Origin of the sequence: Pseudomonas sp. URIL14HWK12:I5, assembly GCF_900176445.1 — a bacterium.
Classification (GTDB): domain Bacteria; phylum Pseudomonadota; class Gammaproteobacteria; order Pseudomonadales; family Pseudomonadaceae; genus Aquipseudomonas; species Aquipseudomonas monteilii.
The window spans coordinates 123,837-150,054 of the sequence record NZ_FWXQ01000009.1; the positions used below are offsets into that span (position 1 = coordinate 123,837).

The 26,218-nt window shown below is 54.5% G+C and carries 20 protein-coding genes and 2 pseudogenes; 17 read left to right on the forward strand and 5 right to left on the reverse strand.

The genetic code is table 11. The annotated features are described in order from the left end of the window. Nucleotides 1-14 precede the first annotated feature (14 nt). The 6 genes from B9A31_RS20500 to B9A31_RS20525 all read left to right on the forward strand — a co-directional run bounded on the left by B9A31_RS20500 (nucleotide 15) and on the right by B9A31_RS20525 (nucleotide 7,543). Nucleotides 15-1,322: a PLP-dependent aminotransferase family protein gene (locus tag B9A31_RS20500; RefSeq protein ID WP_027608953.1), complete on the forward strand. Its 1,308-nt coding sequence runs from the start codon at nucleotides 15-17 to the stop codon at nucleotides 1,320-1,322. Continuing rightward, nucleotides 1,322-2,338, forward strand: a complete 1,017-nt coding sequence (locus B9A31_RS20505; protein WP_027608952.1) for a glutamate cyclase domain-containing protein — start codon at nucleotides 1,322-1,324, stop codon at nucleotides 2,336-2,338. The genes B9A31_RS20500 and B9A31_RS20505 overlap by 1 nt, the downstream gene beginning before the upstream one ends. A 367-nt stretch (nucleotides 2,339-2,705) precedes the next feature. Further along, nucleotides 2,706-3,989 (forward strand): NAD(P)/FAD-dependent oxidoreductase, encoded by a 1,284-nt coding sequence (locus B9A31_RS20510; RefSeq protein ID WP_027608951.1) that lies wholly within the window; start codon nucleotides 2,706-2,708, stop codon nucleotides 3,987-3,989. A 159-nt stretch (nucleotides 3,990-4,148) separates the two neighbouring features. Beyond that, entirely contained in the window at nucleotides 4,149-5,459 is a 1,311-nt protein-coding gene (locus B9A31_RS20515) for an OprD family porin (protein WP_050580650.1), read from the forward strand. A gap of 189 nt (nucleotides 5,460-5,648) precedes the next feature. After that, nucleotides 5,649-6,572: a LysR family transcriptional regulator gene (locus B9A31_RS20520; RefSeq protein WP_081717237.1), complete on the forward strand. Its 924-nt coding sequence runs from the start codon at nucleotides 5,649-5,651 to the stop codon at nucleotides 6,570-6,572. Nucleotides 6,573-6,631: 59 nt separating this feature from the next. Beyond that, entirely contained in the window at nucleotides 6,632-7,543 is a 912-nt protein-coding gene (locus tag B9A31_RS20525; RefSeq protein WP_027594720.1) for a LysR family transcriptional regulator, read from the forward strand. Between the two features lie 21 nt (nucleotides 7,544-7,564). On the opposite strand, the pseudogene B9A31_RS20530 reads toward B9A31_RS20525, so the two are convergent. From B9A31_RS20530 to B9A31_RS20545, 4 genes and pseudogenes are all read right to left on the reverse strand, one after another. Continuing rightward, nucleotides 7,565-7,852: pseudogene (locus B9A31_RS20530) on the reverse strand (OprD family outer membrane porin); the annotation flags it as partial. Nucleotides 7,853-7,939: 87 nt separating this feature from the next. Further along, a pseudogene (locus B9A31_RS20535) lies at nucleotides 7,940-8,484 on the reverse strand (TerC family protein). A gap of 234 nt (nucleotides 8,485-8,718) precedes the next feature. Further along, nucleotides 8,719-10,005, reverse strand: a complete 1,287-nt coding sequence (locus B9A31_RS20540) for a CitMHS family transporter (RefSeq protein WP_084297311.1) — start codon at nucleotides 10,003-10,005, stop codon at nucleotides 8,719-8,721. 103 nt (nucleotides 10,006-10,108) lie between these two features. Next, a complete protein-coding gene (locus B9A31_RS20545) occupies nucleotides 10,109-11,041 on the reverse strand; it encodes an SMP-30/gluconolactonase/LRE family protein (RefSeq protein ID WP_027594723.1) in 933 nt (310 codons plus the stop codon). A gap of 391 nt (nucleotides 11,042-11,432) precedes the next feature. Here B9A31_RS20545 and B9A31_RS20550 point away from each other — a divergent pair, with 391 nt between their 5' ends. From B9A31_RS20550 to B9A31_RS20565, 4 genes are all read left to right on the forward strand, one after another. Next, nucleotides 11,433-12,374 carry a hydroxymethylglutaryl-CoA lyase gene (locus tag B9A31_RS20550; protein ID WP_027594724.1) on the forward strand — a complete coding sequence of 314 codons (942 nt, stop codon included), beginning with the start codon at nucleotides 11,433-11,435 and terminating at the stop codon, nucleotides 12,372-12,374. After that, nucleotides 12,371-13,573 (forward strand): CaiB/BaiF CoA transferase family protein, encoded by a 1,203-nt coding sequence (locus B9A31_RS20555; protein ID WP_027608948.1) that lies wholly within the window; start codon nucleotides 12,371-12,373, stop codon nucleotides 13,571-13,573. Before B9A31_RS20550 ends, B9A31_RS20555 begins: the two co-directional genes overlap by 4 nt. A gap of 113 nt (nucleotides 13,574-13,686) precedes the next feature. Further along, nucleotides 13,687-15,072 carry an MFS transporter gene (locus tag B9A31_RS20560; protein ID WP_233454337.1) on the forward strand — a complete coding sequence of 462 codons (1,386 nt, stop codon included), beginning with the start codon at nucleotides 13,687-13,689 and terminating at the stop codon, nucleotides 15,070-15,072. 185 nt (nucleotides 15,073-15,257) lie between these two features. Further along, nucleotides 15,258-15,968 (forward strand): IclR family transcriptional regulator, encoded by a 711-nt coding sequence (locus tag B9A31_RS20565; protein ID WP_256576266.1) that lies wholly within the window; start codon nucleotides 15,258-15,260, stop codon nucleotides 15,966-15,968. 11 nt (nucleotides 15,969-15,979) lie between these two features. On the opposite strand, the gene B9A31_RS20570 is transcribed toward B9A31_RS20565, so the two are convergent. Then, complete coding sequence (locus B9A31_RS20570) at nucleotides 15,980-17,050, reverse strand: AbrB family transcriptional regulator (RefSeq protein WP_050580645.1); 1,071 nt, start codon at nucleotides 17,048-17,050, stop codon at nucleotides 15,980-15,982. A 125-nt stretch (nucleotides 17,051-17,175) separates the two neighbouring features. Between B9A31_RS20570 and B9A31_RS20575 the strand changes: the two genes are divergently transcribed. The 7 genes from B9A31_RS20575 (at nucleotide 17,176) to B9A31_RS20605 (ending at nucleotide 25,967) form a co-directional block, all read left to right on the forward strand. Beyond that, nucleotides 17,176-18,078, forward strand: coding sequence for a LysR family transcriptional regulator (locus B9A31_RS20575; protein ID WP_027608945.1), 903 nt, complete (start codon nucleotides 17,176-17,178; stop codon nucleotides 18,076-18,078). Nucleotides 18,079-18,367: 289 nt separating this feature from the next. Then, entirely contained in the window at nucleotides 18,368-19,774 is a 1,407-nt protein-coding gene (locus B9A31_RS20580; RefSeq protein ID WP_084297312.1) for an NAD(P)/FAD-dependent oxidoreductase, read from the forward strand. 19 nt (nucleotides 19,775-19,793) lie between these two features. Then, entirely contained in the window at nucleotides 19,794-20,141 is a 348-nt protein-coding gene (locus B9A31_RS20585) for a cupin domain-containing protein (RefSeq protein WP_084297313.1), read from the forward strand. Between the two features lie 44 nt (nucleotides 20,142-20,185). Beyond that, nucleotides 20,186-21,547: an MFS transporter gene (locus B9A31_RS20590; RefSeq protein WP_027608942.1), complete on the forward strand. Its 1,362-nt coding sequence runs from the start codon at nucleotides 20,186-20,188 to the stop codon at nucleotides 21,545-21,547. A 141-nt stretch (nucleotides 21,548-21,688) separates the two neighbouring features. Next, nucleotides 21,689-23,188: a PucR family transcriptional regulator gene (locus tag B9A31_RS20595; RefSeq protein WP_027608941.1), complete on the forward strand. Its 1,500-nt coding sequence runs from the start codon at nucleotides 21,689-21,691 to the stop codon at nucleotides 23,186-23,188. Between the two features lie 349 nt (nucleotides 23,189-23,537). Further along, nucleotides 23,538-24,893, forward strand: coding sequence for an alginate export family protein (locus tag B9A31_RS20600; protein WP_050580644.1), 1,356 nt, complete (start codon nucleotides 23,538-23,540; stop codon nucleotides 24,891-24,893). 258 nt (nucleotides 24,894-25,151) lie between these two features. Next, nucleotides 25,152-25,967: a LuxR C-terminal-related transcriptional regulator gene (locus tag B9A31_RS20605; protein ID WP_027608939.1), complete on the forward strand. Its 816-nt coding sequence runs from the start codon at nucleotides 25,152-25,154 to the stop codon at nucleotides 25,965-25,967. Nucleotides 25,968-26,218 lie beyond the last annotated feature (251 nt).

Genomic DNA, 26,218 nt, shown 5'->3' on the forward strand with positions numbered 1-26,218 from the left:
CAGGAACGGTAATTATGAACATCAAAAGCAATGTCGAAGGTGCACAGGTGTCGGTTAAGACTGATTCATTTGGCAATGAAATTGATCCGGTAGTGGGTTTCGCTCGCGGCAACATTATTCGCTCCAGCACCGATGAGGGCGCTCGCCTTCGCCACGGTCAAACGGTCGCAGCCAGTCGTGTTATTGAACATGGTTCCGAATCGATCGGCATCTTCACTGGCAATCAGCGGGACTATCTGGTGAAGGCAACCGACCTGGGCACCTATTGTGAAGAGTGGGTTGGCCCCGGTCTGAGCTCCACTCGCCTGAACAAACTGGCGATTGAGCACCTGGGTGGCGACGAAGAAACCGATAGCGTCGCCATTTTCAACCGCACCAGTGCTGCAATCGTGTCTGTAATTGCATCGTGCTCGGGCGGTCGAACGGTTGTATCGATCGTTCCTCCTGGTGGCCGTTCGCACGCTTCTGTCGTTCGCGGTGCGAAGCTTGCGGGTGTTCCACTGGTCGAGGTGCAAGGTTCCGCTGATTGGCGAAGTGTTCTGCAGGCGAATGAGCCACGCTTGGTTGTCGTTACTACCGTCACCAGCAGTCTGGAACTGCTTAGCGACAACATCACCTTAAGCGTGGTGGATTACGTTAAGCAGTTTGGCTCTCGTGTGTTTCTGGACGAGGCTTACGGTGCACGGCTGCGTCCGGTGCTGCATAGCGGCATTAAGAGCCTCAAGACTGGTGCAGACTTGGCGGTGACCAACTGTGACAAGGCCGGCCTTCCTGGGCCACGTGCCGGCATTCTGGTTGGTGCGAAGGACATGATCGGGGCGGCTGCTGCAAAGGGTGCTGAGTACGGAATGGAAGCACGGGCACCGATCTCCGCTGGTGTGATGCGTTCGCTTCAGAGCTACGACCCTCAGCATTTGATTGATGAAGCCAAAGCCGGCAAGGCGCTCGCAGCGGATCTGATCAAGCTGCTGGGTGACTGCGTACAAGTAAGCGACTTGGGCCCAATGGTTCATGAGGACGATATCCTCCGAATCATTCTGAAGCGTGCTGGCATAGAGTCCGATAAAGCACCGGTGGTGCCATGTGAGGCGACCTCTGCGTTGGGCATGATCCTGCTGCGTGATTACGGGATACTCACCGTCAACACCCATGGTCAGCCAGGCGCACGAGTATCTGTGCGCTTGAAACCTTCCGGCGATGCAATTCGACGCGTCGGTGGTCAGGAAGTAATCATAAAATCGTTCGACGAGTCGCTGACGAAAGTCGCAGCCATCATTCACGATTCCGCAGCAATGATCGACCTGATCCTGGGGGGCAAATGATGTCTGATTCTAAATACACTTCCTTCGATCATCGTCTCGATCAACTGATCTCCTTGGACATCGGTGGTCGTGGTGTCGAGCATCTTTATAAGGAGGCTCGCGCTCGCATAGGCCGGCCTCTGGTGGGCGCTGCTGCTGAAGCGCTGCTGGCAGCTCCGGAGGGTTCTACCGTCATTGTGACAACCGGCTCGGTATCTCGTGCCTGGTTGTCTCCGGAAATCGGCGAAAACGATGGCCCGGCTGGTCTGGCAGCGGTGGTGCGTGCATTGGTACTGGCGCGTAACGTCACTCCAGTGGTGCTGATCGAAGAAACACTGCGTCGTCCAATGGAAGCCATTCTGACCACTGCAGGCTTGACGGTTCTGCCTTATGAGCAGGCTCGTAAAGCGGCCAAGGACAAGAGCCTGGCGACAGTGTGCGTTCAAGGCTTCGCAGTGACAGATGAAGAGGCCGCCATCGCGGCGCCTAAGCTCCTGGACGAGCTTCAACCTTCAGTGCTGTTCTCCACCGAACGCGTAGGCCGAAATCGCAACGGCATTTACTACAGCATGCGTGGCATCGACTACGGAATGGAGCGTGCTCGCATCGATTTCGTTTTCGACGAAGCGATTCGCCGTGAGATCCCAACCATAGCAGTGGGTGACGGTGGTAATGAAATAGGCATGGGCCTTGTCAATGATTCTGTCCAGGGCCACGTTAAGTTTGGTGCTGAAGGGTCGTGTGGGTGCGGTGGCGGTATTGGAGCTGTTACCCCAGCAGATGTTCTGGTCACTGCGGCGTGTTCGAACTGGGGCTGCTACGCCATCGCTGCCGCGATGGCAATCCGCACCGGTGATTCGCGACTGATCCACACCCCAGAAATGGAAGGCAATCTGCTTCGTCGGGGCGTTGATGTAGGACTGATCAACTCTGTAGTAGGGATTACAGACGCAAACGTTGATGGCATCCCATTGAGCAGTCACTTGGCGTTGGCCGAAATGGTCACCGCAATCATAAGGCCAGCCCTGAAGGTCTAGTATGAACAAGACAAACTCTTCGATTTTATCAAAACGGCTTCCTGAGCAGAGCTATACAGTTGGCCTATCAGGCAAAAGTAAGCCTCTCCCTTCAGTTGTCGCTAAACCTCGGCTTGCGCAAGGTAAGGTTGAGGAGTTTATCGATGCTGTCGCGGTACTAGGATACAACTGATTTGACCTCGCCCGTTGGTTGTTGAGTGTCTTGCACAGGCTGCCAACGGGCTTGTAAATAAAGCTAGTTTTTTGATGGTCAAGCTAGGCTGTCAGCGATCTAGCGAATTTATTTTCATCCTCAAATGCCGCTAATTGGTTAATCACCAAAGTTTGTGCGTTGGGGAAGTCATGCTCCTTCCTTCAGGGTTTGGTAATGAAACACAGAATTGTAATTGTTGGTGGCGGCGCCGGCGGCATCGAACTGGCTACTCGCTTAGGTAAAACGCTCGGTCGGCGAAATCACGCTACGATTACGTTGGTTGATGCCAACTTGACCCACATTTGGAAGCCGCTTTTTCATGAAGTGGCCGCTGGCTCTCTGAACCCTGGCGTCGACGAGCTTAATTATATTGCTCAAGCCAAATGGAACCACTTCCACTTTCAACACGGTCGCATGGCGGGAATTGATCGCACCAGCAAGGCCGTCCGCCTGACTGCACCGAGTGGATCTTCTTGGCAGGAACGGGAAATCGAGTATGACACTCTGGTAATGGCTGTCGGTAGTCATTGCAATGATTTTGCAACACCAGGCGTTCAGCAGCATTGCCAGTTCCTGGATAGCAGAGCGCAGGCTGAGCGGCTCCATGGAGTGCTGCTCAATCGCTACATGCGCTCACATGCCTCTGATACGGCTCATCCACTCGAGATTGCCATCGTGGGGGCAGGGGCTACTGGTGTAGAGTTGTGCGCCGAGCTCCAGCATGCTGTACGTGTAATCAAAGGGTACGGTGTCAAGCACGCATGCCCATCCACTCTGAATATTACGCTGCTTGAAGCGGGCCCGCGTGTCTTGCCCGTACTTAACGAAAAAGCCAGCCAGGCGGTGCACAATGGCCTTAATGAACTGGGCATCAATGTTCGTGTCGGCACTGCGGTCAAAGAAGTCACTGAGAACGGTGTCGTTCTCGCTGACGGCGAAACGCTTAACGCCGATCTGAAAATTTGGGCGGCAGGCATCAAGGCACCAGAGTTTCTGAAGACACTGGATGGTCTTGAAACTAACCGAATCAATCAGTTAAACGTAAAGCGAACGCTTCAGACGACTCTGGATGATTCGATCTTCGCAATAGGTGACTGTTCTTCTTGCCCGTTGGATGATACCAGCGGACGTTTCGTACCGCCGCGTGCCCAAGCTGCTAACCAGCAGGCTGCGCTGCTGTGTAAGAATCTGGAGCGGCACTTGGACGGCGAGCCACTTCTTGACTTCAAATATGAAGACAAGGGTACATTGATTTCGTTGGCTTCCTTCGACGCAATCGGCAGCCTGAGCGGAATTTTCAGTGGTGAAGTAATAACGCGAGGGCTTATTGCCAAGACGCTTTATACCTCCCTCTATAGATTGCACCAAGCTGCGCTCTATGGTACGCCGCGAATGCTGTTAAAAGCGCTTGCTGAGTATCTGCAGCGTAAAACCCGACCGAAATTGAGGTTGCACTGAAATATCTCGACTTGGCGCCTATTGGCGCATTGATTGGAGTCTATCGATGCGCCTTCCATTCTATGAATAGTGTTTTTATTTAAGCGTTGTCTTTAGCTCGCAATCTGCCAAAGCAGCGGTTTACCGCTAATAACAAAAGTGCAATTGGAGTTGTGGTTCATGGTTAAGCGTGACTTCGTGAAGTCCTTCTTCTCCAGTTCGCTAGTCATTCTGATTAGTGTTAGTGGAGTAGTGCAGGCCGACTTCATTTCGGACTCTGAAGCTACGTTGTCGATGCGAAATCTCTATTTCAATAACGATAGTCGACAGACCAAACAGGTGAAGCAGGAGGAATGGGGGCAGGGTTTTTTGCTCAAATACCAGTCTGGCTTCACGGACGGTACAGTTGGGTTTGGCGTTGATGCGATTGGTGCACTGGGCATCAAGCTCGACTCTGGAGAGGGTCGGCACAACGGCAGCGCATTTTTCCCTAGCGATGGCGAAAAGGCGGTTGATGAATTCAGTGCTCTAGGCCTCACCGCTAAGGCCAAGATCTTCAGTACAGAAGCCCGCTACGGCACACTCCAACCCGTATTGCCCATCTTGGTGAACAATGATGGCCGTTTGATTCCGCAGTGGTTCAAGGGAGTGCAGGTAACCTCCAAGGAATTCGAGAACCTCACCGTCACTGCTGGGGGATTGGAGAAAGTCAAGGATCGTAATTCTACGGACTCTCTCGGCTTGGCCATTGCAGGAGCAGGCGGACTGGCAGGGCAAAGGAGCAACAAATTCTATTTCGGTGGTTTTGATTACAAAATCAGCCCTAATTTGCTCGCTCAGTATTACATTTCAAATCTCGAAGATTTCTACTCCCAGAATTTTGCAGGGCTAGTCCATACGCTTCCCTTGGCAACGGGTAAGCTCACTTCCGATCTGCGGTACTTCCATAGTGAGTCGGATGGGAAGAACGCTAGCTCCTCCGGTCGTGCTGAGGGTTATGTCAGCACTGGATACTATGGGAGTGGCATCACGAAGGGTGAGGTCGATAACGACACGTTCGGTGCAACATTCACATATGTTGTCGCTGGGCATTCGTTCATTGGTGGCTTCCAGACCGTCAATGGTGACAGCAATATGCCTTTCATCAACCAGGGTTCGGGGTCTACGGTCTATTTGACCAGTAATAGCCAGATCACGAACTTTACTCGTGCCGGTGAGCGTACATGGATGGCTGGATATGCATACGACTTCTCTGCGGCTGGGTTACCAGGCTTGAGCTCGAAGGTCATGTATCTGTCAGGGGGCAATGTCAAATCTGCGAGGGGTGATCTGAACGAGTGGGAGCGCGATATCTCGCTGTCTTATGTCGTCCAGTCCGGAATTCTTAAAGGACTCGGCGTCACATGGCTCAATGGGGCCCTGCGGGGCAGCGCCGCCAACGACACCGATGAGAACCGTCTATACGTGAGCTATTCAATTCCTCTGTTCTAGTGGTTGATCCAAAGGCTAGGTAGTGGGCGTTCCTGGCCCACCGCCTTTCGGGGGGAAGCGTGTTATGGCCGGGCGGATTGACCCGAGGTAGAGCTGGATCAAGCCTCTCTCGGTGCAGTTTCTGCGGCCTGCTCAAGTAGTCCTTGCTTGTGCTTGAGACGGATTGCCGACTAGGGAGGTGAAGGTATCGTGCTAAATCTAGGTAGGTTGAAACTGCTCTCGGAATTGTCGGTGCTAGGAACAGTATCCGCCGTGGCAGAGGCAGTGCACCTCACCCGCCCAGCAGTCTCGCAGCAGTTAGGATTGCTGGAGCGCGAGCTGGACGTGGCATTGGTGGAGCGGTCAGGTCGTAATGTAGAGCTGACGCCAGCAGGGCGGCGATTGGTGGCGCGGTCGTCTGAGCTCTTTCGTCTTGTGAACGATATCGAGGCCGAAATCGCCCAAGGTCGCCAAGAGATTTCAGGTGTCATCCGACTCGCTTCCTTTGGTTCTGCCGGAGTTGGCCTGGTGCCCAAGTGCGTCCAATTTATTGAGCAAAACCATCCGCAATTGGCCGTCTCGCTGATTGAACTTGAGCCGGCTGAAGGCTTGAAGGCCGCCGCTGCAAACCAGGTGGATGTTGCGATCGTTGATGATATGGTCGATGCAGAGCCTTTCGCAGAAAAACTGGATTTTCTACCGCTGTGCCCTGACTACTTCACTGTCGTAATGTCTTCCCGGCATCGCCTGGCTGATCGTAAGAACCTTCAATTGAGTGATCTATCAGATGAGCGCTGGGCGCTGAACCTGGCCGCGATCAGTTACCACTCCTTCCTAATGCGGGCTTTCCATGCGGCAGGCTTTGAGCCGACCGTGATGAGCAACTGCAGAAATAGCGCGGCCACGCTTGAGCTGGTCAGGGCCAGTTCGGTCATCACGGTGCTTCCGCAATTGTCGCTTAAGCAGATCATGAATGACCCGGATTTCACCTTGGTGCCGATTCGCCCAGTGCTGTTGCGTCGGATCTTTACCGTGGTTCCTAAAGGGGCTAGTCGTAGGCCTTCCGTTGCAGCTGTTGTCGATGCGCTACAAGAGGTCGTGCCTGAAGATATGGGTTCCATGCTGCTAAGTTGAACGTACCTGCAGTGCTCTACGATATGATCTGTGATCATCGAGGAGAGGAGTAAGGGACTATGCTCAACCTGAGCCGGTTGCGATTGCTGTCTGAGCTCTCAGTACTGGGTACGATCTCGGCAGTAGCCGAAGCAGTACATCTGACGCGTCCCGCTATCTCGCAGCAGCTGGCTTTGCTAGAGCAAGAGCTTGATGTCGTTCTTTTCGAGCGTTCCGGACGAAGCGTGGAACTTACGCCTGTCGGGAAGCGGCTGGCATCCCGGTCTGTGGAGCTTTTCAAGCTGGTCAATGACATCGAAGCTGAGATCGCACAGAGTAAACAGGAGGTAACAGGGGAGGTTCGAGTCGCCGCCTTTGGTTCTGTAGCCGTTGGAATTTTGCCATTTGCGATCCGGGCTCTGGAGCAATCCCATCCCAAGCTCACGGTCTCGTTGGTTGAGATGGAGCCAACAGAAGGGCTTAAAGCTGCAGCGGCTAATCAGGTCGATCTGGCGGTAGTGGACGACATGACGAGCATTGAAACCCATGAGTCCAAGCTCGAGTTCGAACCGCTATGCACTGACCATTTCATGTTGGTTATGTCCTCAAGCAACCGCTTGGCTGAACTGAAATCCATCCATCTGAACGACCTGGCCAACGAACGCTGGGCTCTGAATCTCTCGGCTGTAACCTACGTGTCCTTCCTATTGAGAGCTTTTCGAGCGGCAGGTTTCGAACCGCGCGTTTCCAGTAACTGCCGGAATACCGCTGCAACGATTGAGCTCGTAAGATCAAGCTCGCTCATTACAGTGCTACCGAATTTGATTTTGGGCCCGGTTCGCAGGGATCCTGATTTCGTATGCCTACCGGTGAAGCCGATCCTACTCCGAAGAATCTCTGTAGCGGTGCCGAAAGGTGCTTCAAAACTTCCGGCTGTCAAAGCAGTCATTGATGCCCTTAAGGCCGTGGAGCTAGAGGATGTCCATCGCTAGGACTGTCGTGTTTTGCATGGATGTCCGGTCGGGGCTGGAGTCCAGCTTCAGGCCGAGCATCCCAATGGCGTCAATACCGAAGCCCACAGGGCCAGGCGTGAAGCCTGACTTGGCATCGAGAATGAAACCTTGGGCCCATTCATCGCGCTTGTTCTGGCCTGCTCCATCTCGAAAGTCTCGATTTAAATAGAAATTCTTCGTTTGCAGAGAGGCCTTGGAATCCTCTATGAAACCCTCCGCTAGTGCGGGAGTGGCAAGATTGCCAATACCTAGCAAGGTGCAGACCGGGATTGCGTTATGTGCCTTCATGATTACTCCAGGCGTTGTCTGCGCGCACAGGAGATGAGCGCGCAGAAATAGCCACATTATTTTTTTGGTTGGAGTTACGCGGTATTACTACTGGGCGGTGCGGGTATCGTTTGATGCGGGTTTCTGTTTTTTTAGCAAGATGCCGATAGCCACCACCAGCATCGCTCCTACAGCGCTCGCGACGTAGTGAGTGACGTCTGCTGGGAAAGGGATTCTTGGCTCGAGCCAGATGTCACTTACCAGCATTCCGCCTGAGATCCAGCCGAGTAGCCCTGCGTCCAAGATGATGACTTGAGGAGATTTATCCATCAGGGCAAGAACCAGCCGGCTACCCCAAACGATGATGGGGATGCTTATTAGAACGCCCAAGGACACGAGCATTAGATCGCCACCAGCTGCTCCTGCTAGAGCTAGTACGTTATCCAGCGACATCACCGCGTCAGCAAGGATGATGGTCTTGATGGCGGCGACCAAACTGACACCTCCATACCGGCGCGAATGGCTTTTTTGCACAACTCTAGCGGTAGATTCCGACACGCCAAAGCAATGATGACCGCGTTGTCGCCAGCGAGGAGAATGTCGATAGCGATAATTTGCACCAGCGCAGACCATGTGATCGATTCAAAAGCCACTGCACTTCACTCTCCAAAATGCATAGGTAGCCGGGGGGTTCCCCCCGTCACCAAGGTTCACTTACGCTCGGCGTTCGTGGCTCCGAGTAGCTCACCAGAAATGGTCAAATGACCGTGATATCCCCTGACCCTCTTTTGAAAGGCCCGAGTCGCAATCATGCTTCGTTGAAAAAGCTGAATGCTTCAAGCGCAGGCGGCAGCGCCACCTGAGCATTGCGAGGTTGAGGAAGATCCTCAGTTGAAGATGTCAATGGTTCCAAGCGCAACTGCCGCGACAAACATCACCACGCATGTGCCGATACTCCAGCCGATGGATGCACGCTGGTTGTCGCCGTAGTCGATATCAAGCAACCCGCAAAGCAGGTAGGTGGAGGCAACAAGCGGACTGAGTAGATGGACGGGCTGACCAATGAGGCCTGCGATTGCCATCTCTTTGGCTCCGATGCCGTAGTGGCTCGCAGTCTCGGCCAGGATGGGGAGGATCCCGAAGTAGAAGGCATCGTTGGTCAGCACGTAGGTGAACGGCATGCTGATGAATGCAGTGATGACGGACATGAAATGGCCAGCAGACTCTGGAATGATGTGGATCAGGCTGTCCGAGATAGCTTTGATCATGCCGGTGCCGGACATGATCCCCACGAATATGCCTGCGGCGAAAATCAGCAGCGTCACTGCCATGACGCTATCGGCGTATTTGCCGATCAATTCCTTCTGGTCTTTGACGCCCGGGAAATTAACCAGGATGCCCAGGCCGAAAGCGAGCATGAACAGAATTGGAAGCGGCAGTACGTTGATCATCATCAGAGTAATCAGCGTGACGGTGAGCACCGCGTTGAACAGAAAGCGCCAATCCGTCAGCTTGAAGTCGGTGTAGTGGCTCATGATCTCGTCATGGTCAAGTTGAGCAATACCTAGGCGACGGCGCTCGCGGCTGCCCAAATAGAACGCTACAAAAATTACCCAGGCAGCGCCTGCAATCATCAAGGGCAGCATTGTCATGAACAATTCTGTGATGTCGACATGCATGGCGCTAGCGGCGCGCGAGAACGGCCCGGCCCACGGCAGAATGTTCATCACCCCGATAGTCAGTAGCAACACGGTGGCCAGCACTTGCAGGCTTATGCCTGTGCGTCGATACAGTGGTAGAAGCGCCGCAGTCGTGATGATGTACGTCGTTGCCCCATCACCATCCAATCCTACACAGAATCCAAGAATGGCGGTTCCTATGACGATTTTCAGGGGGTCGCCTTTCACGCATTTAAGGATCAGCTTGATCAGTGGGTTGAAGAGGCCCGCATCGGTCATCATGCAGAAGTAGAGGATCGCGAAGGTCAGCATGATCCCCGTTGGGGCCAGCATCTTCACCCCATCGAACATCATTGGCCCCAGCTGGGTCGCAAATCCGCCCAGGCTTGCGAATGCAACCGGCACCAGAATCAGTGCAACCAGTGGCGACAGGCGCTTGCTCATGACAAGGTACATGAAGCACGTAATCATTGTGTAGCTCAGGAGAGTGAGCATGTATCCCTCTTATTATCTGTTTTGTATGAGTAGTGAAATTGGTCAGCTTTTTTCGAGCCGAACGAACCCCGTGCGCCGTATGCACAGGGCTGGCGCAAGGTCGCTAGGCTGGCTGGTGAGAGAACATGTACTTTCCAGAGTGGCCCGGATCAGCCCTCAGAATGTGTCCTGTCGATGAATCTGTAATGTAAAGGCCGCGATTATCTTCACCACCAAAGGCGAGGTTGGTCAGGGTGCGACCCTCGGTGCATGATTTGAAACGATATAGCGGCACGGCATGGGCATCGAATGCCCAAACACACCCATTGCCTGCATCGCAAACGTAAAGGTTGCCTGAATCGTCCAGGGCCATACCGTCGGCTCCGCTCACGCCACCGGCCATGGCTGTGAAAATGCCGACCTTGGAAGTGGTGCCGTCGGGTTGGAGTGGGAGCCGCCAGACTGCATTGCCGCGCGTCATGGCTACCAGAAGGGCTTTCTCCTGGAGGTCCATCACCAGACCATTGGGGCTAGGGCCGTTATCCAGCAAGCAATCCAGGCGTTGCTGCGCCAGGTCGTAGCGGAAAACACGACCCGTTGGATCGTGCATGCCTGTCTGACCTTGGTCGGTGAAGTAGAGGTGCCCTTGTTGGTCAAAGAAAAGGTCATTTACACCCTTGAAGCTCTCACTCCGACGATGCGTCAGAAAGGGTTCGATTCGCTTGCTGATTGGGTCGAGAACGAGGATTCCGTTCTTGTAATCCGCAATGAAAATCCGACCATCCCGATGAATCTTCAAGCCGTTAGGCCAGCCGTCATACTCGACCACCAGCTCCCAGTCGCCCTCTGGAGAGACGCGGAAAATCCGGCCATACGGAATGTCCGTGACATAGAGGTTGCCCGCCTGATCGAAGGACGGCCCTTCCAGGAAGCTAGGAACTTGCTGGCCTGGTTTGTTGGCTCTGACCCAGTCGGAATCGCCGTCTCGCCAAAACTCTTTTGGCAATCTGCTGAAGACCTCTGTTGGCCGTTCTTCTGGTGGGGCATACAGGCTCATGGCAAATCTCCATGTGAAAACAGGCGCACCAACGAAAACGCTCAAACGGCAGGTGTTTGAGTTCGTACTGTCAGTGTATGTCGCCAGCAGGATCTTGTTTTTTCGAGTAATGTTCTATCTGACGGAACATTGGTGCTCTTGGTAGAACACTTTCTAAGCTAATTCTCATCCTGTCAAGTCTGCTAAGACGGGCGAATCCGTTCTCTTGCATCACGCCCAGTCGCTTCCCCACCGTTCATCGTCGCTCTCATTGACAGGTACGAAATTGTGGGTAGATACTAAAACAGAACGTGATTCTGCCTGACAGAACAATCATAAAAACAGCGCTCCGCCTCGTTGCTGCACTGCATGAATGTTCGGACAGGCTCTCCACCGCCACAGGAGAACCTCCGTGAAAGAAGCGACAGAAATCGACATCCTGGTAAGCGAAGTCGGGCCTAGAGATGGCTTGCAAAGCGTCAAGGGCACCATGCCTACCGAGCTGAAACTGGAATGGATTTCAGCCTTGGCAGGCGCTGGATTGAGGGAAATCGAGGTCGGCTCATTCGTATCTCCGAAGCTGCTGCCCCAGATGGCTGATGCCGCTCAAGTAGTTGCGCACGCCTTGACCCTGCCAGAGCTTTTTGTCACTGCGTTGGTGCCGAATCTCAAAGGTGCTGAAGCCGCTTTCAACGTCGGCATTCACAAAATTACCCTGCCCATTTCCGTCAGCGAACAGCACTCTATTTCGAACATCCGCAAGACACATGCTCAAGTCTTCGATGAAGTTCAAGCGGTCGTTGCTCTGCGCAATGAGCGCTTCCCGCATGTTCAGATCGAGGCGGGGTTGTCGACTGCTTTTGGATGCACGCTTCAAGGTGTTGTGACTGATGACGAGACGATTGCAATTGCCCTGAAGATGGCAGAGTTGGGTATCGATGAGGTCGGCCTGTCCGACACCGTTGGTTACGCCAATCCAACCCAGGTGCGTCGCCTCTTCACTCGGCTGTTCCAGGAACTCGGCTCTCTCGCTGGCAGTGCACATTTCCACAATACCCGTGGCCAAGGCTTGGCCAACGTGGTGGCTGCTTTGGAGGCGGGCGTTAAGACGTTCGATGGATCCCAAGGCGGCCTGGGCGGCTGCCCATACGCGCCAGGTGCGTCGGGCAACATCGTCACAGAAGACCTGGTGTATCTGCTGGAGTCCATGGGGCTGAAAACCGGTGTCGACATTGATCGCCTGGTTGCTGCTCGCGAAGTGCTTCGCCGTGGGCTCCCTGGAGAGCCTGTATACGGCTTTATCCCTGATGCTGGCGTTGGCAAGAATTTCACCTATGCGAAGGAGGCCGTATGAGCCAGCACGAAGAAAAGTCTCTGCCACTGGCTGGCATCCGAGTCGTCGAGTTCGTTCATATGGTGATGGGCCCGACCTCTGGTCTTCTTCTCGCTGACCTTGGTGCTGAAGTCATCAAAGTGGAGCCTGTGCCGGAAGGAGATAACACTCGGCGTCTCATGGGCTCCGGTGCTGGCTACTGGATGACCTACAACCGCAACAAAAAGAGCTTTGCGGTAGACATCAAGTCTGAAGACGGTATGGCAGCAGTGAAAAAATTGCTTGCTACGGCTGATGTTGTGACTGAGAACTTCCGCCCCGGCGCAATGGAGAAGCTGGGCCTGGGCTACGAGCAAGTAAAGGCAATCAAGCCGGACATCATTTACAGCTCGATGAAGGGCTTTTTGCCAGGCCCCTATGAAAAGCGCACGGCGCTGGATGAGGTTGTCCAGATGATGACCGGCCTGGCTTACATGACGGGGCCTGTTGGCCGACCTCTGCGTGCCGGGGCCTCCGTCAATGACGTGATGGGCGGCATGTTCAGCACTGTGTCGATTCTGGCTGCCTTGCTGCAACGTAAAGAGACAGGGCGTGGCCAATTCGTGCAGACCGGTCTGTTTGAAAACTCGGCCTTCCTGGTCGCGCAGCACATGATGCAGAAGGTTGTGACTGGCAACGCGGCGGCGCCTATGCCAAGTCGAATTTCGGCATGGGCGATCTACGACGTCTTTGAGACTGCCGAGGAAGGTGAGCAAGTTTTCATGGGCGTCGTCAGTGACTCTCAGTGGGTATCGTTCTGCCAGGCGTTCGACTTCCCAGAGCTTGGTGGGGACGCTGAACTGAGTCGAAACAACCAGCGTGTTCAGGCTCGCGACCGAATCATTCCGTTGGTGCGGGAGCGCTTGTCCGGAATGGACAAGCAGACGGTTATGGATCTCTGTGAAAACGCCGGCCTGCCGTTCTCTCCTATCCAGCGCCCTGAAGACATGTTCGAAGACGCGCATCTCAATCAATCGGGTGGCATGGCCGAACTGACTCTCCCAAGTGGAGAGCAGGTCAAGGTGCCCATGCTTCCGTTCGAGATGGACGGCCAGCGTTTTGGGACACGACTGAATGTCCCTGAACTTGGCAGTCACTCGAAAGAGCTGTTGGCTGAGCTGGGCTACGGTAACGACCAGATAGCCCAGCTAGAGGCCAGTGGTACGGTCAAATCCGCCTGATCGTAACTGTGACGAGTCCCTCTGAGGGGCTCGCTCTCGGCGATTGTTCAAGCGTCGAGCTCGATACGACTTTCGAGTGAAATCAGCAGAACCACTGATGCAGGACGTATCGGATGCCTGCATCCACCGTTGGCCCATCCAGCCACGGTATTCATAACAACAAAACCGAGGATACAGTCATGGCTAACGTCACGACCCCGGATACTTCATTGTCCATGCCACAGTCTGATGTCATTACCCCTTTGCAACAGCAAGCTATGAAGAAGGCAGCGTGGCGCCTGATTCCGTTGCTTGCTCTGGCCTATTTCTTCAATTACCTGGATCGCACCAGCGTAGGCTACGCCGCGTTGCAGATGACTGATCAACTAGGACTCACGGCTGCCCAGTTTGGCCTTGGTGCTGGCATCATGTTCGTCGGCTACTGCCTATGTGAAGTGCCAAGCAACCTGGCCATGTATCACTATGGTGCGCGCCTCTGGATGGCGCGGATCATGATCACTTGGGGCCTGGCGGCAGCTGCAACAGCATTCGTTATTGGCCCTTACAGCTTCTACATTATTCGCTTCCTGCTAGGCGTGGCTGAAGCTGGGTTCTTCCCAGGCGTGATTTTCTTCCTTACGCTCTGGTTCCCTGCGCAGTATCGAACTCGGGTTCTGGCATGGTTTACCGTTGCGACGCCAATTTCCTTCCTTGTAGGTGGGCCGTTGTCGATCTGGCTGCTGCAAATGCATGGCACCCTGGGACTTGCAGGTTGGCAGTGGATGTTCATCATTGAGGGCCTGCCAGCGTGTGTGCTGGGCTTGATTACCTTGAAGGTGCTTGCGAACCGTCCTAGTGAAGCGAAGTGGCTTTCTCAGGAGGAAAAGGATGCTCTGACTGGAATGCTGGATAAAGAGAAAGCCAAGTCAGACAAAAGCCATGGTTTTGCTCAAGCCCTCAAGGATCCTCGCGTATGGATTCTGAGCTCCATCACCTTCAGCTTCACCATCGGCACCTATGGTATTGGAATCTGGCTGCCTCAAATGCTCAAGGCGCAGGGTGTCGAGATTAGCCTGATCGGGTGGGTCGCGGCAGTTCCTTACTTCTTCTCGACCATTGGTTTGCTTTTCTGGGCCAAGCACGTCGACCGCACTGGCCGAGGGATTCTCAACTTGATCGCTGCGCTATTGTTGGCTGGTCTGGCATTGATCTTTGCGGTGAACATGAATGCACTGATTCCAGCGTTGGCCGGCATCACACTGGCGTTGGTGGGCACCATCTCAGCGAAGACCATTTTCTACACCTTGCCAGCTAAATTCCTCAGCGGCCAAGCGGCAGCTGGCGGCATTGCCCTCATTAACTCCATCGGAGCATTCGGTGGGTTTGTTGGGCCATACCTGATGGGCTTCCTCAAGGACTACACTCAGTCGTTCACGGCAGGTCTGATGGTTATGGGGTGCATCCTCTTCTTCGCCGCACTTATGGCTCTGTCTCTTAAATTGTTCATGCGTGACGCCTAAGCTGATCAGAACGGCGTTCTGGCGAATGGACTAGCTGCTAGCCTGACTGACAGGTAAGGTAATACCCATCTCAACGGCCCCTTCAAAGGGGCCGCTTTTTCACGATGACGCCGAGCAGAAGTCTGATGTCGCCAAAAAATGACCCCGTGGTAGTCAACGATTCGAAGAGTAATGCGGACGGAGGAGTGGCTGCAGTCGATAGGGCTTTTGCCATCCTGAGTGCATTCGAACCTGATCGCACCAGTCTTCCATTGGCCGAAATTGCTCGTCGTACAGGCTTGTACAAGAGCACCATCCTTCGCTTGATGAGTTCGTTGGAGCGAGCGGGTTTCATCAGGCGTTTCGCGGATGGGCAGTACGGCGTAGGTCACGAGCCTCTGCGTTTGGCTCAGATTTACCAGGCCTCGTTCCGACTACGGGATACGATCTACCCAGTGTTGGAAGCTCTCACTGAAGAAAGCGGGGAGACCTCTTCTTTCTATGTGATTGAAAACGATACCCGAGTCGTGTTGTTCCGGGTCGAACCCAAACGCGCAGTGCGCTTCAGCATCCATGAGGGTGATCGATTCCCACTACATGCTGGGGCTTCCGGAAAAATCCTCCGGGCATTTGGCCCGCCAGCTGATCGCGCTTTGGCTGAGGTGCGAGAGCAGTTCTGGGCTACGTCATTTGGGGAGCGTGACCCAGATACATCGTCGATCTCGGCTCCTGTATTCGGCGTTGGCAATGAGTTTAAAGGCGCTCTAACGCTGTCAGGCCCATCCGAGCGTTTCAACAAGGATCAGTTGCAAGCGGCCCGCCTGCTATTGCTCAAGCGCGCAGCTCAAGCGACCAGCCTGCTGGGGGGGAGTGGCCGAGAGATACTGGCAGCCTTGGGGCAGGGCAGGGATGCGTAAGGGGCAGGCTATCAAGCTTGTGTGAGGCGAATGATCTGCTTGGCGAAATAGGCCCCGGTCAGAATCACGCCGAAAAGCCTCAACGTTTGCATAGCCAAGACCATGCCGACATCTGCGTGCGTCTCCACTGCAATGATTGCCATGGCATCCAGCCCACCTGGGCTGGTCGCCAGATACATTGAGAGAAACTCAGTGCCGGTGGCAAGCGCGAGAGCCCAGGCACAGCTCGCGCACAGTAGGATCAGAATCACTGTACCTATGATCATCGTGGGCAAATGCTTGATGACGTAACGCACGGTGTTTCGGTCGAATCGAAGTCCGATGTAGCAACCTATCGCTCCGTAGGCGGTTGCGAGCAGCCAGTTTGGCATTGCAATTTCAAGCAGGCCACTGAGCTGCAATGTACCACCTATCAATAGAGGCATAAGCAGAGCGCCTGCAGGAATCTTGGTGCCTGCCGCGACACCGAACAGAATAACGGCGAGGCTAAGGATGATGTTTGATGCAGTAGTGTCATGAAGGGCGGCGCTAGCTTGAGCAACCTCCGGTGAGAAACTGCTGGCACCGTGCAAGTGGCTGACCAATGATCCAATCATAACGACACATACAACCCTGACGTATTGCATGGTGGCCACGACTCGAGAGTCCGCACCATATTCCTCGGCCATGGATACCATGGCGGATGCTGCGCCAGGTGCTGTGCCCCATGCCGCGGTGCTCCCTGGAATGCCGCCGAAGCGAACAGTGCCGAGTCCGACGACTGCACTGAGTACGACAGTGATCAGTGTCGCGAAAAGCATGACGTGCCATGACTGAGCCAGCGATGTGAGCACAGACCAGGTTACGGAGTGAGCCACGAGAAGGCCAACACACCCTTGGCCAAACTTGAAAAGATGCCGGTGCAGGCTCAAATTTGCGCCACATACACCGAATGCGATGGCGATCAGCATTGGTCCTAGAAACAACCCAGCGGGAACGGCTATCGCATGGAGCGCTTGCCCCGCCAGCCCTGCGATGCCGACAAGGGCAATCCATCGGAAGGTCTTTCGAGCAAGCAAAGACTTAGGTGCTGTGGTTTGCAAAGAAGTGGATCTCCTGGCGATAGCTCAGCTTGAGCAGACCTAAGGGCGGCAAAAAATTATCGACCTCCGGAATGATGAAGTCTATTTTCTACTTTCGATTAACCTATAACTGAAATTCATGAATCATGGACTTTCGTGACCTTGCCTATTTCGAAACGATTGCAGAGCTGGGGCATCTGGGCCGAGCTGCCGAAAAGCTGAACCGGAGCCAGCCGGCGCTGAGCAAGAGCATTCAGCGTTTGGAGGCGTCTTTAGGCGCGCGGCTCTTCCAACGGGACGGTAGACGGATCAAGTTGACAGGCGTGGGTGAATTTCTGCTTGCCCGGGGTAAACAGCTGCGCCTCAGCATTGCGGAGACGGAGCGAGAAGTCCGGGACTATGCCAGTGGCCTGGTCGGTAATATCAGGCTAGGGTGCGCAGCGAGCATGGCCGACTATTTGTTGCCGCAACTGACCGAGGCTCTCCTGAGCAGGGCGCCCAAGCTGACGCTCAAGCTTTCGATCGGCCAGGATGACGTGCTGAAAGAGTCGCTAAGGGGAGGAAGGTTGGATGCGATCATTTGCCCGTTGATCGCCAATGATGCGGATTTTCAGAGTTATCCAGTGTTGCAGGACGAGGCGGTGGTGGTCGCCAGCGTAGACCATCCGATTTTTTTGTCTCCTTATGATCAGCATGCGCTTTGTCAATATGGGTGGGTGCTACCTGGCTCAACCGTGTCGGCCAGGCGTTGGATTGACAACGCGTTCATCGAAAGGCAGTTACCTGCGCCAAGCGTTCAGATTGAAACAAACTCTATCTCTCTGCTGCCTCGGCTAATCGCCCGTACCCGGCTGTTGAGCTTTCTGGCCCGTGAAACCTTGGAATACGGCCAAGGCATGTCCAGGCTTCGAGAAGTGCCGTTAACGGAAACCACTATGAACCGCACGGTGGCGGTTCTGGTGAGAGCAGAAGGGTATCTACCGCCTGCTGCGGTCGCCATGATTGAGCTCTTGCGTGAAAAGGGCTCATCTTTTCTTGATGAGGTTTGAAGGCGTAACGTTAATGTGAGTGAGGGTTGCTACCCACTGCCCCGCATTGACGCTGATGAAACGAGCACTGTTGGGTATGGCTGACACGGGAGAGCGCAGGCAGAAGCGCAAGGGTATGTCGCGTCGGAGTTCCATGGATATGGGCACTTACACCCAACCGCGTAGCATTGTCGAAACGGCCTTCGTCCGATGGTATGAATGCCGTGGGTTAACTTCTTAATAACGTGCAATAGTGGCGTGGCGTGGTGGAGGGCGAAACTGTGAAAAACAACACAGTGGAACCCATCCCATGCGCCTGGCCTCTTCTCGCCCTCTGACGCGTAGCTACTGGCTACAAAGTCTGCAGGACAATCTTCAGTCCACGTCGCCCTTAGAGGGCGAACACAATGCCGATGTTGCGATCGTCGGTGGCGGTTTTGTAGGGCTGTGGACGGCGCTCACTCTTAAGGAGCGTGGCCCGGACATCAATGTCGTGGTACTGGAGCAGGACATCTGCGGTGGCGGGGCATCCGGTCGCAATGGCGGTTTCGTCATGTCCTGGTGGCCGAAGATTGGGTCGCTGCTGAGCTTCTGCTCCAAGGAGCAAGCTCTGTTTCTGTCCCAGGCAGCCGAAGACGCCATTACTGAGCTGGGCGAGTTTTGCGAGCAGAATAAGATCGACGCCCACTATGTTCGAAAAGGCTGGATCTGGACGGCGACCACTCCAGCTCACATTGATAGTTGGAACAGTACGCTTGACGTGTGTGAACGTCTGGGTGTCTCTCCATTCCAGCGCCTGACGGCCGACGCGGTGGCCAGGATGACAGGCTCCGACGTGCACCTTGCTGGCGTTTATGAGCGCAGTAACGCCACCGTCCAGCCTGGCGCTTTGGTGCGTGGAATGCGGCGCGTCGCAATTGAGGCTGGGATTCGTATCTTCGAACAGACTCCGGTCCAGAGCATTGAACCGGGCAGAACGGTCAGTCTTACGTCCACCCATGGTCGCGTCCATGCAAATGCCGTGGTGCTCGCAAGTAACGCCTGGGCCGCTTCTATTCCCGAGTTGGCTAAGCTGGTTGTCCCGGTGAACAGTTCTATCGTTGTCACCGCGCCAATTCCGTCGAAGCTGGAGCAGATGGGCTGGACGGGCCAGGAGTCCATAACCGACTCGCAGTTGATGGTGGACTATTACCGCACCACGCGCGATGGCCGTATTGCGTTCGGCAAAGGCACGGGTGCTTTGGCTTATGGTTCGCGAATTGATGACACCTTCAGCCGGCATGACAAGAGCATTGAGCTGACTGAGGCAGACTTCCGCCGCACATACCCCAACTTATCTTCGACCGAGCTCACGAACGCTTGGTCGGGGCCGATTGATCGTACCTACGACAGCCTACCGGTATTCGGCACCCTGGCCGGAAGCCAGAACATTCACTACGGCATTGGCTGGAGCGGGAACGGGGTCGGCCCTAGCCGTCTCGGCGGTCGCATCCTTGCCAGCCTTGTACTCGGTAGCGAGGACAAGTGGAGTACTTGTCCTTTGGTAGGTCGCGTCTGCAAGACCTTTCCGCCAGAGCCATTGCGCTACTTGGGTGGCTCGCTCGTTCGAAATGCCGTGATCCGCAAGGAGCGCGCTGAAATGAGCGGCGTCCGACCGTCCGCTATTGACCGCATGCTGGCTGGGCTCGCCCCAGCCGGACTTGAAGACAAAGCCTGACCATACAGGAGCCAACGACATGACCCCGATCGTTAAACGCCTTGCTGCAGATACTGTGTTCTCCGTCTCGACACCGGTCGCCCACCCACTCGGCGACGCTATTTCCCAAACCCGTCTTGCCCTTGATGAGGTGGTTAAAGACCCGCGCTTTTCGTTGGGGATTTGGACGTGTACGCCGGGTGTCTGGCGGCGTCAGGTGCTGCAGGCCGAGTACAGCTATTTCATCAGTGGCAAGGGTGTTTTCACGCCTGACGAAGGCGAGGCCATCCATTTCCAGGCGGGAGACGCCGTTTACTTCGCACCAAACACAATGGGTGTCTGGGAGATTGAGGAAACCGTAACCAAGCACTACTTCATCGTCGGCTGACTGGCCCTCGTACCTTCCATAACTTCAATAAGAAAGGTCGCTATATGAGCGTGTTCGATATCATCGAAAATTCGCCCGTCTCCAAGTTTCACCGTAAATTGCTGCTTGCGTGCTGCGGTGGCCCATTCTTGGACGGTTACATCCTCAGTTTGATTGGCATTGCCCTCATCGGCTTCGCCAACGACATTCCGGCATCGCCAATCGAGACTGGCCTCATTGGTGCCGCGTCGTTGATGGGCATTTTCTTCGGCGCGACCGTGTTCGGTGCCCTTACTGATCGGATCGGTCGGGAGACCATGTATGCATTGGACTTGACGGTGCTCATCATTGCCTGCGGCTTGAGCGCTTTCGTGACTGACGCTTGGCAGCTCATCGTACTTCGCTTCATCATTGGCCTGGCGGTGGGGGCTGACTATCCGATTGCCACCTCGTTGCTTACCGAGTTCACTCCCTCCAAGCGTCGCGGGTTCATGATCGGCCTGTCCGGGCTGGCCTGGTCGGTTGGAGCGATGACGGCTTTTGTGGTGGGTTACTTGGTCGTCAAGTTCAGTGGCGATCATTCGCTTTGGCGTTGGATGCTGTTCAGTGGGGCTGTGGTTGGCCTGATCGTGGTGATCATGCGTCGTGGCATTCCAGAATCGCCTCGCTGGCTTGCAAGTAAGGGGCGTGTACAGGAAGCGGAAGAAGTTATCCGTCAGGTCTACGGCACCTCAGTAAAAATTACTAAACACGATATTGACCAGCTTAACGACGGCGGGCGCCCACGCTCCATGCTGGCCGACCTGAAAATGATCTCCTCAGGTGGCTATCTCAAGCGCACGATCATGTGTGGCGTGCTCTACTTTGCTCAGATTACCCCTCAGTACGTGCTCTATACCTTTGGTGGCATGATCCTGATTTCCGCCGGTATCAAAGGCGTGAACGCGTCCACGTTGGGTGAATTGCTGATCGCTACGCTGTTCGCCATTGGTGTGATTCCTGCGCTCAAACTCGTGGAAAGCTGGGGCCGTCGCCCGATGGTGCTAGTCCCGTTCGCGTTGATGGCTATTCCACTGTTCGTTTTGGGGCTTTGGGCTGATGCGCCCGCCTGGTTTATCATCGGCGCATTCGCATTCTATGCGTTCGTGTCGGGCGGACCGAGCATTTTGGAATGGATCTATCCCAATGAACTATTCCCTACGTCCGTTCGAGCCACAGCGGTGGGTGTGGCTGTGGGTTTCAGCCGCATCGGTGCAGCGACGGGTACCTATCTGACGCCGATTGGCATTGAGTCCATTGGCTTGCAAGCGACACTGATGATTGGTGCTGCTGTTACATTGCTGGCATTCTTCGTCTGCTTGGCCTGGGCACCGGAAACTAAAGGTCGATCTCTGCAACAATCTGCGTCGCTGAGTCTGGCGACCTGATTGAACGCGTCGAGCACTGTTCTGGCTCGACGTCCAATATACGCCGCTGCTAGGGTGGAAGCAGGGTCCGGCGGCGTGGGTGGTACCTAGCCATCCACGCAGCAGGGCGTTTCTCCATCTCCAGCCAGGCAGTTCATCATCATGTCGTTCAGCGTTCAGGACATTATCGACAACGTATCGTTACGCACTCGGCTGCTGACCGGCATGGAGGGCATGCCGCGAACCTTGCGGTGGGCCCATGTGTGCGAACTGCCTGATCCAAGCGAATGGCTGGGGGAGGGTGACCTGCTGATGACCACGGGTATCGGCATACCGCCTGAGCCCGAGCAGCAAAGAGCCTATGTCGCTCGGCTCTCTGAGGCCAAGGTGGCAGGCATGATGATCGGTGAAAATATGCAGGCCCCGGCGGATCTGTCTGGTTTGTGCGATCAAGCATCACTGCTGGGTTTTCCGGTGCTGATCACTCATTACTCGGTGCCATTCTCCGCGGTCACGAAAGCCATTTTGGATGCACGGCAGCAAACTGAAGATCAACGTCGACGTGCCGTTGTGCGTCTCTATGAGAGCGCAAGGATCGGGCTTCGGCATCTGGGTTTGAATGGGCTGCTGCGAAGGCTCGCCGACGATGTCGCCGCTGAGATTTATCTATTCGACACGCGTAGTTTACAGCCGTGGGAAGAGGGGCTGGAGCCCCTGCCTGGGCAATGGCAGCAGGTACTCCACTCGCGTCCGCGTCTCACTTACGATCTTACGCGTTGTCATGACGGCGAGAGCGAAGCGTACTTCATGGCACTGCCGGCATTGCCGGAGTGCGCGATTCTTGCCACAGGTGGTCAGTTGCTGGATTACGGCATTCTCCATCATATTGCCTCGGTGCTGGCAATCGAGTTGGAGCGCGTCCAAAGCGAGCATGAACGCATGCTGCGCTTAGGCTCGGAGCTTGTTGACGATCTGCTTAGCATGAGGTTGACAGAGCGTGCAGCCTCACAGCGGCTTGAGCAGCATGGGTGCCCGCCAGGCTCTGCTTGTTTGATTGTGGCCCGGATGGAGTATGCCGCACCGATCAACTGGCAGCGCGATCTTTGCCGGCAGGGCACAATGCTGGTAGCCCGCCAGGCGGGTGATGAGCTGGTGATCGTGCTGGCCGACCCAAAGGCGTGCCAATCCCTTCTCGGGGTGCTGGGGTGTAACTTAGGCGTAAGTACCTTGCTGGGCACCGCGCTCAGAGCGCAGGAAGCGTTGCGGGAGGCGCGTCTGGCGTTAGCCCATTCGACGCCAGACCGGCAGATCGTCGAATACGCCAATGCCTTGGACGAAGCATTCTGGCTGCCTGGCGATCTGGCGCAAGCTAACAGGATGTATCGTCGAGTCATCGGCGGTTTGGTTGATTACGATTGCCAGAACGGTAGTCAGCTTGTTCATACCCTACGGGTATTCCTGGAGCAGGATCGCTCATGGCAAAAGTCCGCGCAGATACTGAAAGTACACAAGCAAACATTGATCTATCGAGTGCGTCGGATCGAGGAGATCACTGGGCGATCCTTGGACGACACCGAAGGGGTCGTGGCGTTGTGGATTGCACTGCGCTCAATGGCAATTGCGCTTGAGGGCAATCCCGGCTTCTTGTCTACTCCGAGTTGAAAAGCAGCAACTTTCCGCCCCGTGTGCAAGTTTTTATAGTTGCGCGCGTTTGGTTGTGGGGGCTCGCAGGGCTACGCTGACCCCAGTTACTCTTAAGTGACAACTGCAACGCTTTCAGTCGACGCTGCAACGTTTTTCAGACCTCTCCTGGTGGGCTTGGTGATCATGCCCCCATCGGGGTATGTCTGCGTTTCACCGCCTTGGATATGCTGATCTGGCGCAGTCCCCAAGGATGAATGGCGACCTGTGCAACGGTAACACCTTATTAAGGCGCTGAGGCTTTGGATGCGCTGCAACGCTATCTTTTTGGTGTGCCACATACTATAAAAATATGAGTGCAGAGGGCGCCATGTATCAGCTTGATAAATTGAGGGTGACGGATTTACGCTGTTCGGTGATTGTTTCGGTTTTAATCACAGGTGCTGTGATTCCTCAGCTTGCTTGCGCCGATGTTGAGTTTAATGACGGTCCTCTGAGCGTAGAGGCTAGCCTGGAAGTGGGAGGGGCGGCACTGTCTACGAAAGGCGTTAACTTTGGCGCTGGTCAAATAGACTTTCGAGACGGCCGGAACCACGGAGACAGCGCTGACTGGTTTGAGGCGTTCGTGAAGCCGAAGCTTGAGGCTAAATACAAAGTCGATGATGATTTTGATGTGTATGCGGTGGGCTCAGTTATTTCAGCTTATACAGGTGGCGACGGAGATGCCGGTGGTTATACACGCTCAGGAGATGGCAGGACCAGTTGGGAGGATCTGTACGTAGGTGTGACTTATCGGGAATGGAGCCTGAGTGGTGGCAGGCAAAGTTATGTCGTTGGCAATGGCTTTATAATTGCTGACGGCCACTTGGGTATGCTCAGTGATGGCGCATATTGGGCAGATCCTCGTCGAGCATTCGAAGAGACCGTTATATTGAAGTATGCGGGCGATAATGGATTGTCCGGTCAGCTATTCACCGTTTCTGCAGATAAGTACCTGGGGCACCAAAGGCTTACGGGGTTGAATGTGGATTACGACTTCTCGTTGGGGCGGGCTGGGGCAACATACGTCAATGTAAGCAATGTTGATAATGATACCCAGGCCGTGGCGCCCAAAAACGGTATGAGTGTTTACGATCTCAGGCTGCTTTCCGCAAAAGTGCCTGGGTTGCCGGATCTGCTACTGGACGGCGAGTATGCGATCCAGCGTGGTAAGGGGGAGGGGATCGAGTTTGATAGTGATGCGTGGTATTTACAAGCGGCCTACAATTTTTCTCAACTACCTTTTACGCCTCAGCTTACGTATCGATACGCGAAGTTCTCCGGTGACAGCGACCCGTTAGATAAAAAGCGCAAAAGCTGGGATCCTTTGGCTAAAGGATACATGGACCGGGGGGCTTGGGTGATCGGCGATATCACAGGGAACTACTTGTTGAATAACAGCAACGAGGTGGTGAGTATGTGGAAAGTTGCGGTTCCTGTGCAGTCGACGTTAAGCGTAGGGGCGGTATTCTATGATTTCGATCTGGATGAAGGGAATTATTACGGAACCCCTGTTGGCAGCAAGGACTTTGCCGATGAAACTGCGTTGTTCGCAAACTGGACGCCAGTGGTGAACACATATTTAACGTTGTCGTATAATTTTGTAAAACCTCAGGCGGCAGCTAAAGAGGTTTTTGGTGGCAAAAACTTTTCGGCCTGGCAGTTTTACATGACCTATAAATTTTAAACCGCCTTCGTATCTGTCAGTATCGCTGTGGGGCCACGCTTGTTACCTACCTCCTGGACGCGTGTAGTAAGGGAACGTGCACAGAATCTGTACTCGGCAAAGGTAGGTGGGCATCACGAGCAGCAGCGCGGTAACGTGCATATTTGACGTTTGTGCTGAAGACTTGCCGTCAATAGAGGAAAGGAAGCTGAAATTCAGTTGATGGCATGTTTTTTGCTTTCGACAGCCTATCGTTTATATTGAAAGCCGGAAGCAATCATGAGGCTCAACAACCTTCTGTCGAATCCTGAGATCTTGCCGTGGCATGAACAGGTAGCAGATCTCTATGACCACAGTTCAGATCAAGACTTGCCAACCAGAATATCGGAGTGGCTTAAGGAGGTTGTGTGCCATGAGGCATTCATCTTGAAGCTCTATGATACTGGCTCGGAACTGCCGATTATAATCTCTCACGATATTCCACAGAGTCGTCACGAGGCCTATTTTGAAAGGTATTTGGCCGACGCCTATAGGTATGATCCGTTGTTGTTGCATCTTGGTATGCAAGGCGGCTCCAAGGTTGTGCAGATTAACTCGGAGACCTGTGCTCTGAAAGGGAGCGACTATTACAGCTCCTATTATAGAGGGTTGGCCTTGCGTGATGAGGTGGATTTCGTTGTTCCATTGACGGATGGGGCGTCCCTGGTGCTCTCAATTGGGCGCAAGGGGTCTATTGCGTCCCGGGAAGAGATCCACATGTTGGAAAATGTCTATGCGATTATCAAGGGTGTTCTTGGTAATTACTATAAGCACTCACTGGACAAAGGGCGGTCGGCTGTTGTTCGGCAGGGTACGGCTATAGGTGAGGTTGGCGCTACGCTGACAGCCAGGGAGCGTGAGATCGTTGATCTCATGATTTCAGGTCGGTGTACTAAAGACCTTGCCAGGTACTTGGGGATTAGTGTTCAGACGGTAAAGGTGCATCGCCGTAATATCTACTCAAAGCTTGGGATTAATACTGAGCTACAATTGTGCAGCCTTTTTCTTGCACGCTCTTCACCCGCACGAGGCACTGAGTTGCTTACCTTGAATTGAACGGTGCGAGGCAGCAGGGTGGCCCTTTCTCCGACCCTTGTGCCAACCTGAGGCAGGTGGCTGCCATCACTGTTGCTCCCTGCCTATAACCACCGATTTTGAGCCTTTCAAGCACTTTGTCCTGACTCTCCTACTCCTCGCCGTCTACCCCTATAGCGGCATTTTCAGGCTCACCTTCAACCCATAAGCTAATGAGACAGATCGATTACATCTCTAATAACAGATTTGACTCAAGAGGTAGGTTATGGGCA

What these genes read in the sequence shown, in the direction of transcription:
- B9A31_RS20560 (WP_233454337.1), top strand. Translation starts at nt 13,687, where the DNA reads ATGCCTGCATCCACCGTTGGCCCATCCAGCCACGGTATTCATAACAAC.
- B9A31_RS20605 (WP_027608939.1), top strand. Translation starts at nt 25,152, where the DNA reads ATGAGGCTCAACAACCTTCTGTCGAATCCTGAGATCTTGCCGTGGCAT.
- B9A31_RS20545 (WP_027594723.1), bottom strand. Translation starts at nt 11,041, where the DNA reads ATGAGCCTGTATGCCCCACCAGAAGAACGGCCAACAGAGGTCTTCAGC.
- B9A31_RS20595 (WP_027608941.1), top strand. Translation starts at nt 21,689, where the DNA reads ATGTCGTTCAGCGTTCAGGACATTATCGACAACGTATCGTTACGCACT.
- B9A31_RS20590 (WP_027608942.1), top strand. Translation starts at nt 20,186, where the DNA reads ATGAGCGTGTTCGATATCATCGAAAATTCGCCCGTCTCCAAGTTTCAC.
- B9A31_RS20555 (WP_027608948.1), top strand. Translation starts at nt 12,371, where the DNA reads ATGAGCCAGCACGAAGAAAAGTCTCTGCCACTGGCTGGCATCCGAGTC.
- B9A31_RS20500 (WP_027608953.1), top strand. Translation starts at nt 15, where the DNA reads ATGAACATCAAAAGCAATGTCGAAGGTGCACAGGTGTCGGTTAAGACT.
- B9A31_RS20575 (WP_027608945.1), top strand. Translation starts at nt 17,176, where the DNA reads ATGGACTTTCGTGACCTTGCCTATTTCGAAACGATTGCAGAGCTGGGG.
- B9A31_RS20585 (WP_084297313.1), top strand. Translation starts at nt 19,794, where the DNA reads ATGACCCCGATCGTTAAACGCCTTGCTGCAGATACTGTGTTCTCCGTC.
- B9A31_RS20515 (WP_050580650.1), top strand. Translation starts at nt 4,149, where the DNA reads ATGGTTAAGCGTGACTTCGTGAAGTCCTTCTTCTCCAGTTCGCTAGTC.
- B9A31_RS20580 (WP_084297312.1), top strand. Translation starts at nt 18,368, where the DNA reads ATGCGCCTGGCCTCTTCTCGCCCTCTGACGCGTAGCTACTGGCTACAA.
- B9A31_RS20600 (WP_050580644.1), top strand. Translation starts at nt 23,538, where the DNA reads ATGTATCAGCTTGATAAATTGAGGGTGACGGATTTACGCTGTTCGGTG.
- B9A31_RS20540 (WP_084297311.1), bottom strand. Translation starts at nt 10,005, where the DNA reads ATGCTCACTCTCCTGAGCTACACAATGATTACGTGCTTCATGTACCTT.
- B9A31_RS20505 (WP_027608952.1), top strand. Translation starts at nt 1,322, where the DNA reads ATGTCTGATTCTAAATACACTTCCTTCGATCATCGTCTCGATCAACTG.
- B9A31_RS20525 (WP_027594720.1), top strand. Translation starts at nt 6,632, where the DNA reads ATGCTCAACCTGAGCCGGTTGCGATTGCTGTCTGAGCTCTCAGTACTG.
- B9A31_RS20510 (WP_027608951.1), top strand. Translation starts at nt 2,706, where the DNA reads ATGAAACACAGAATTGTAATTGTTGGTGGCGGCGCCGGCGGCATCGAA.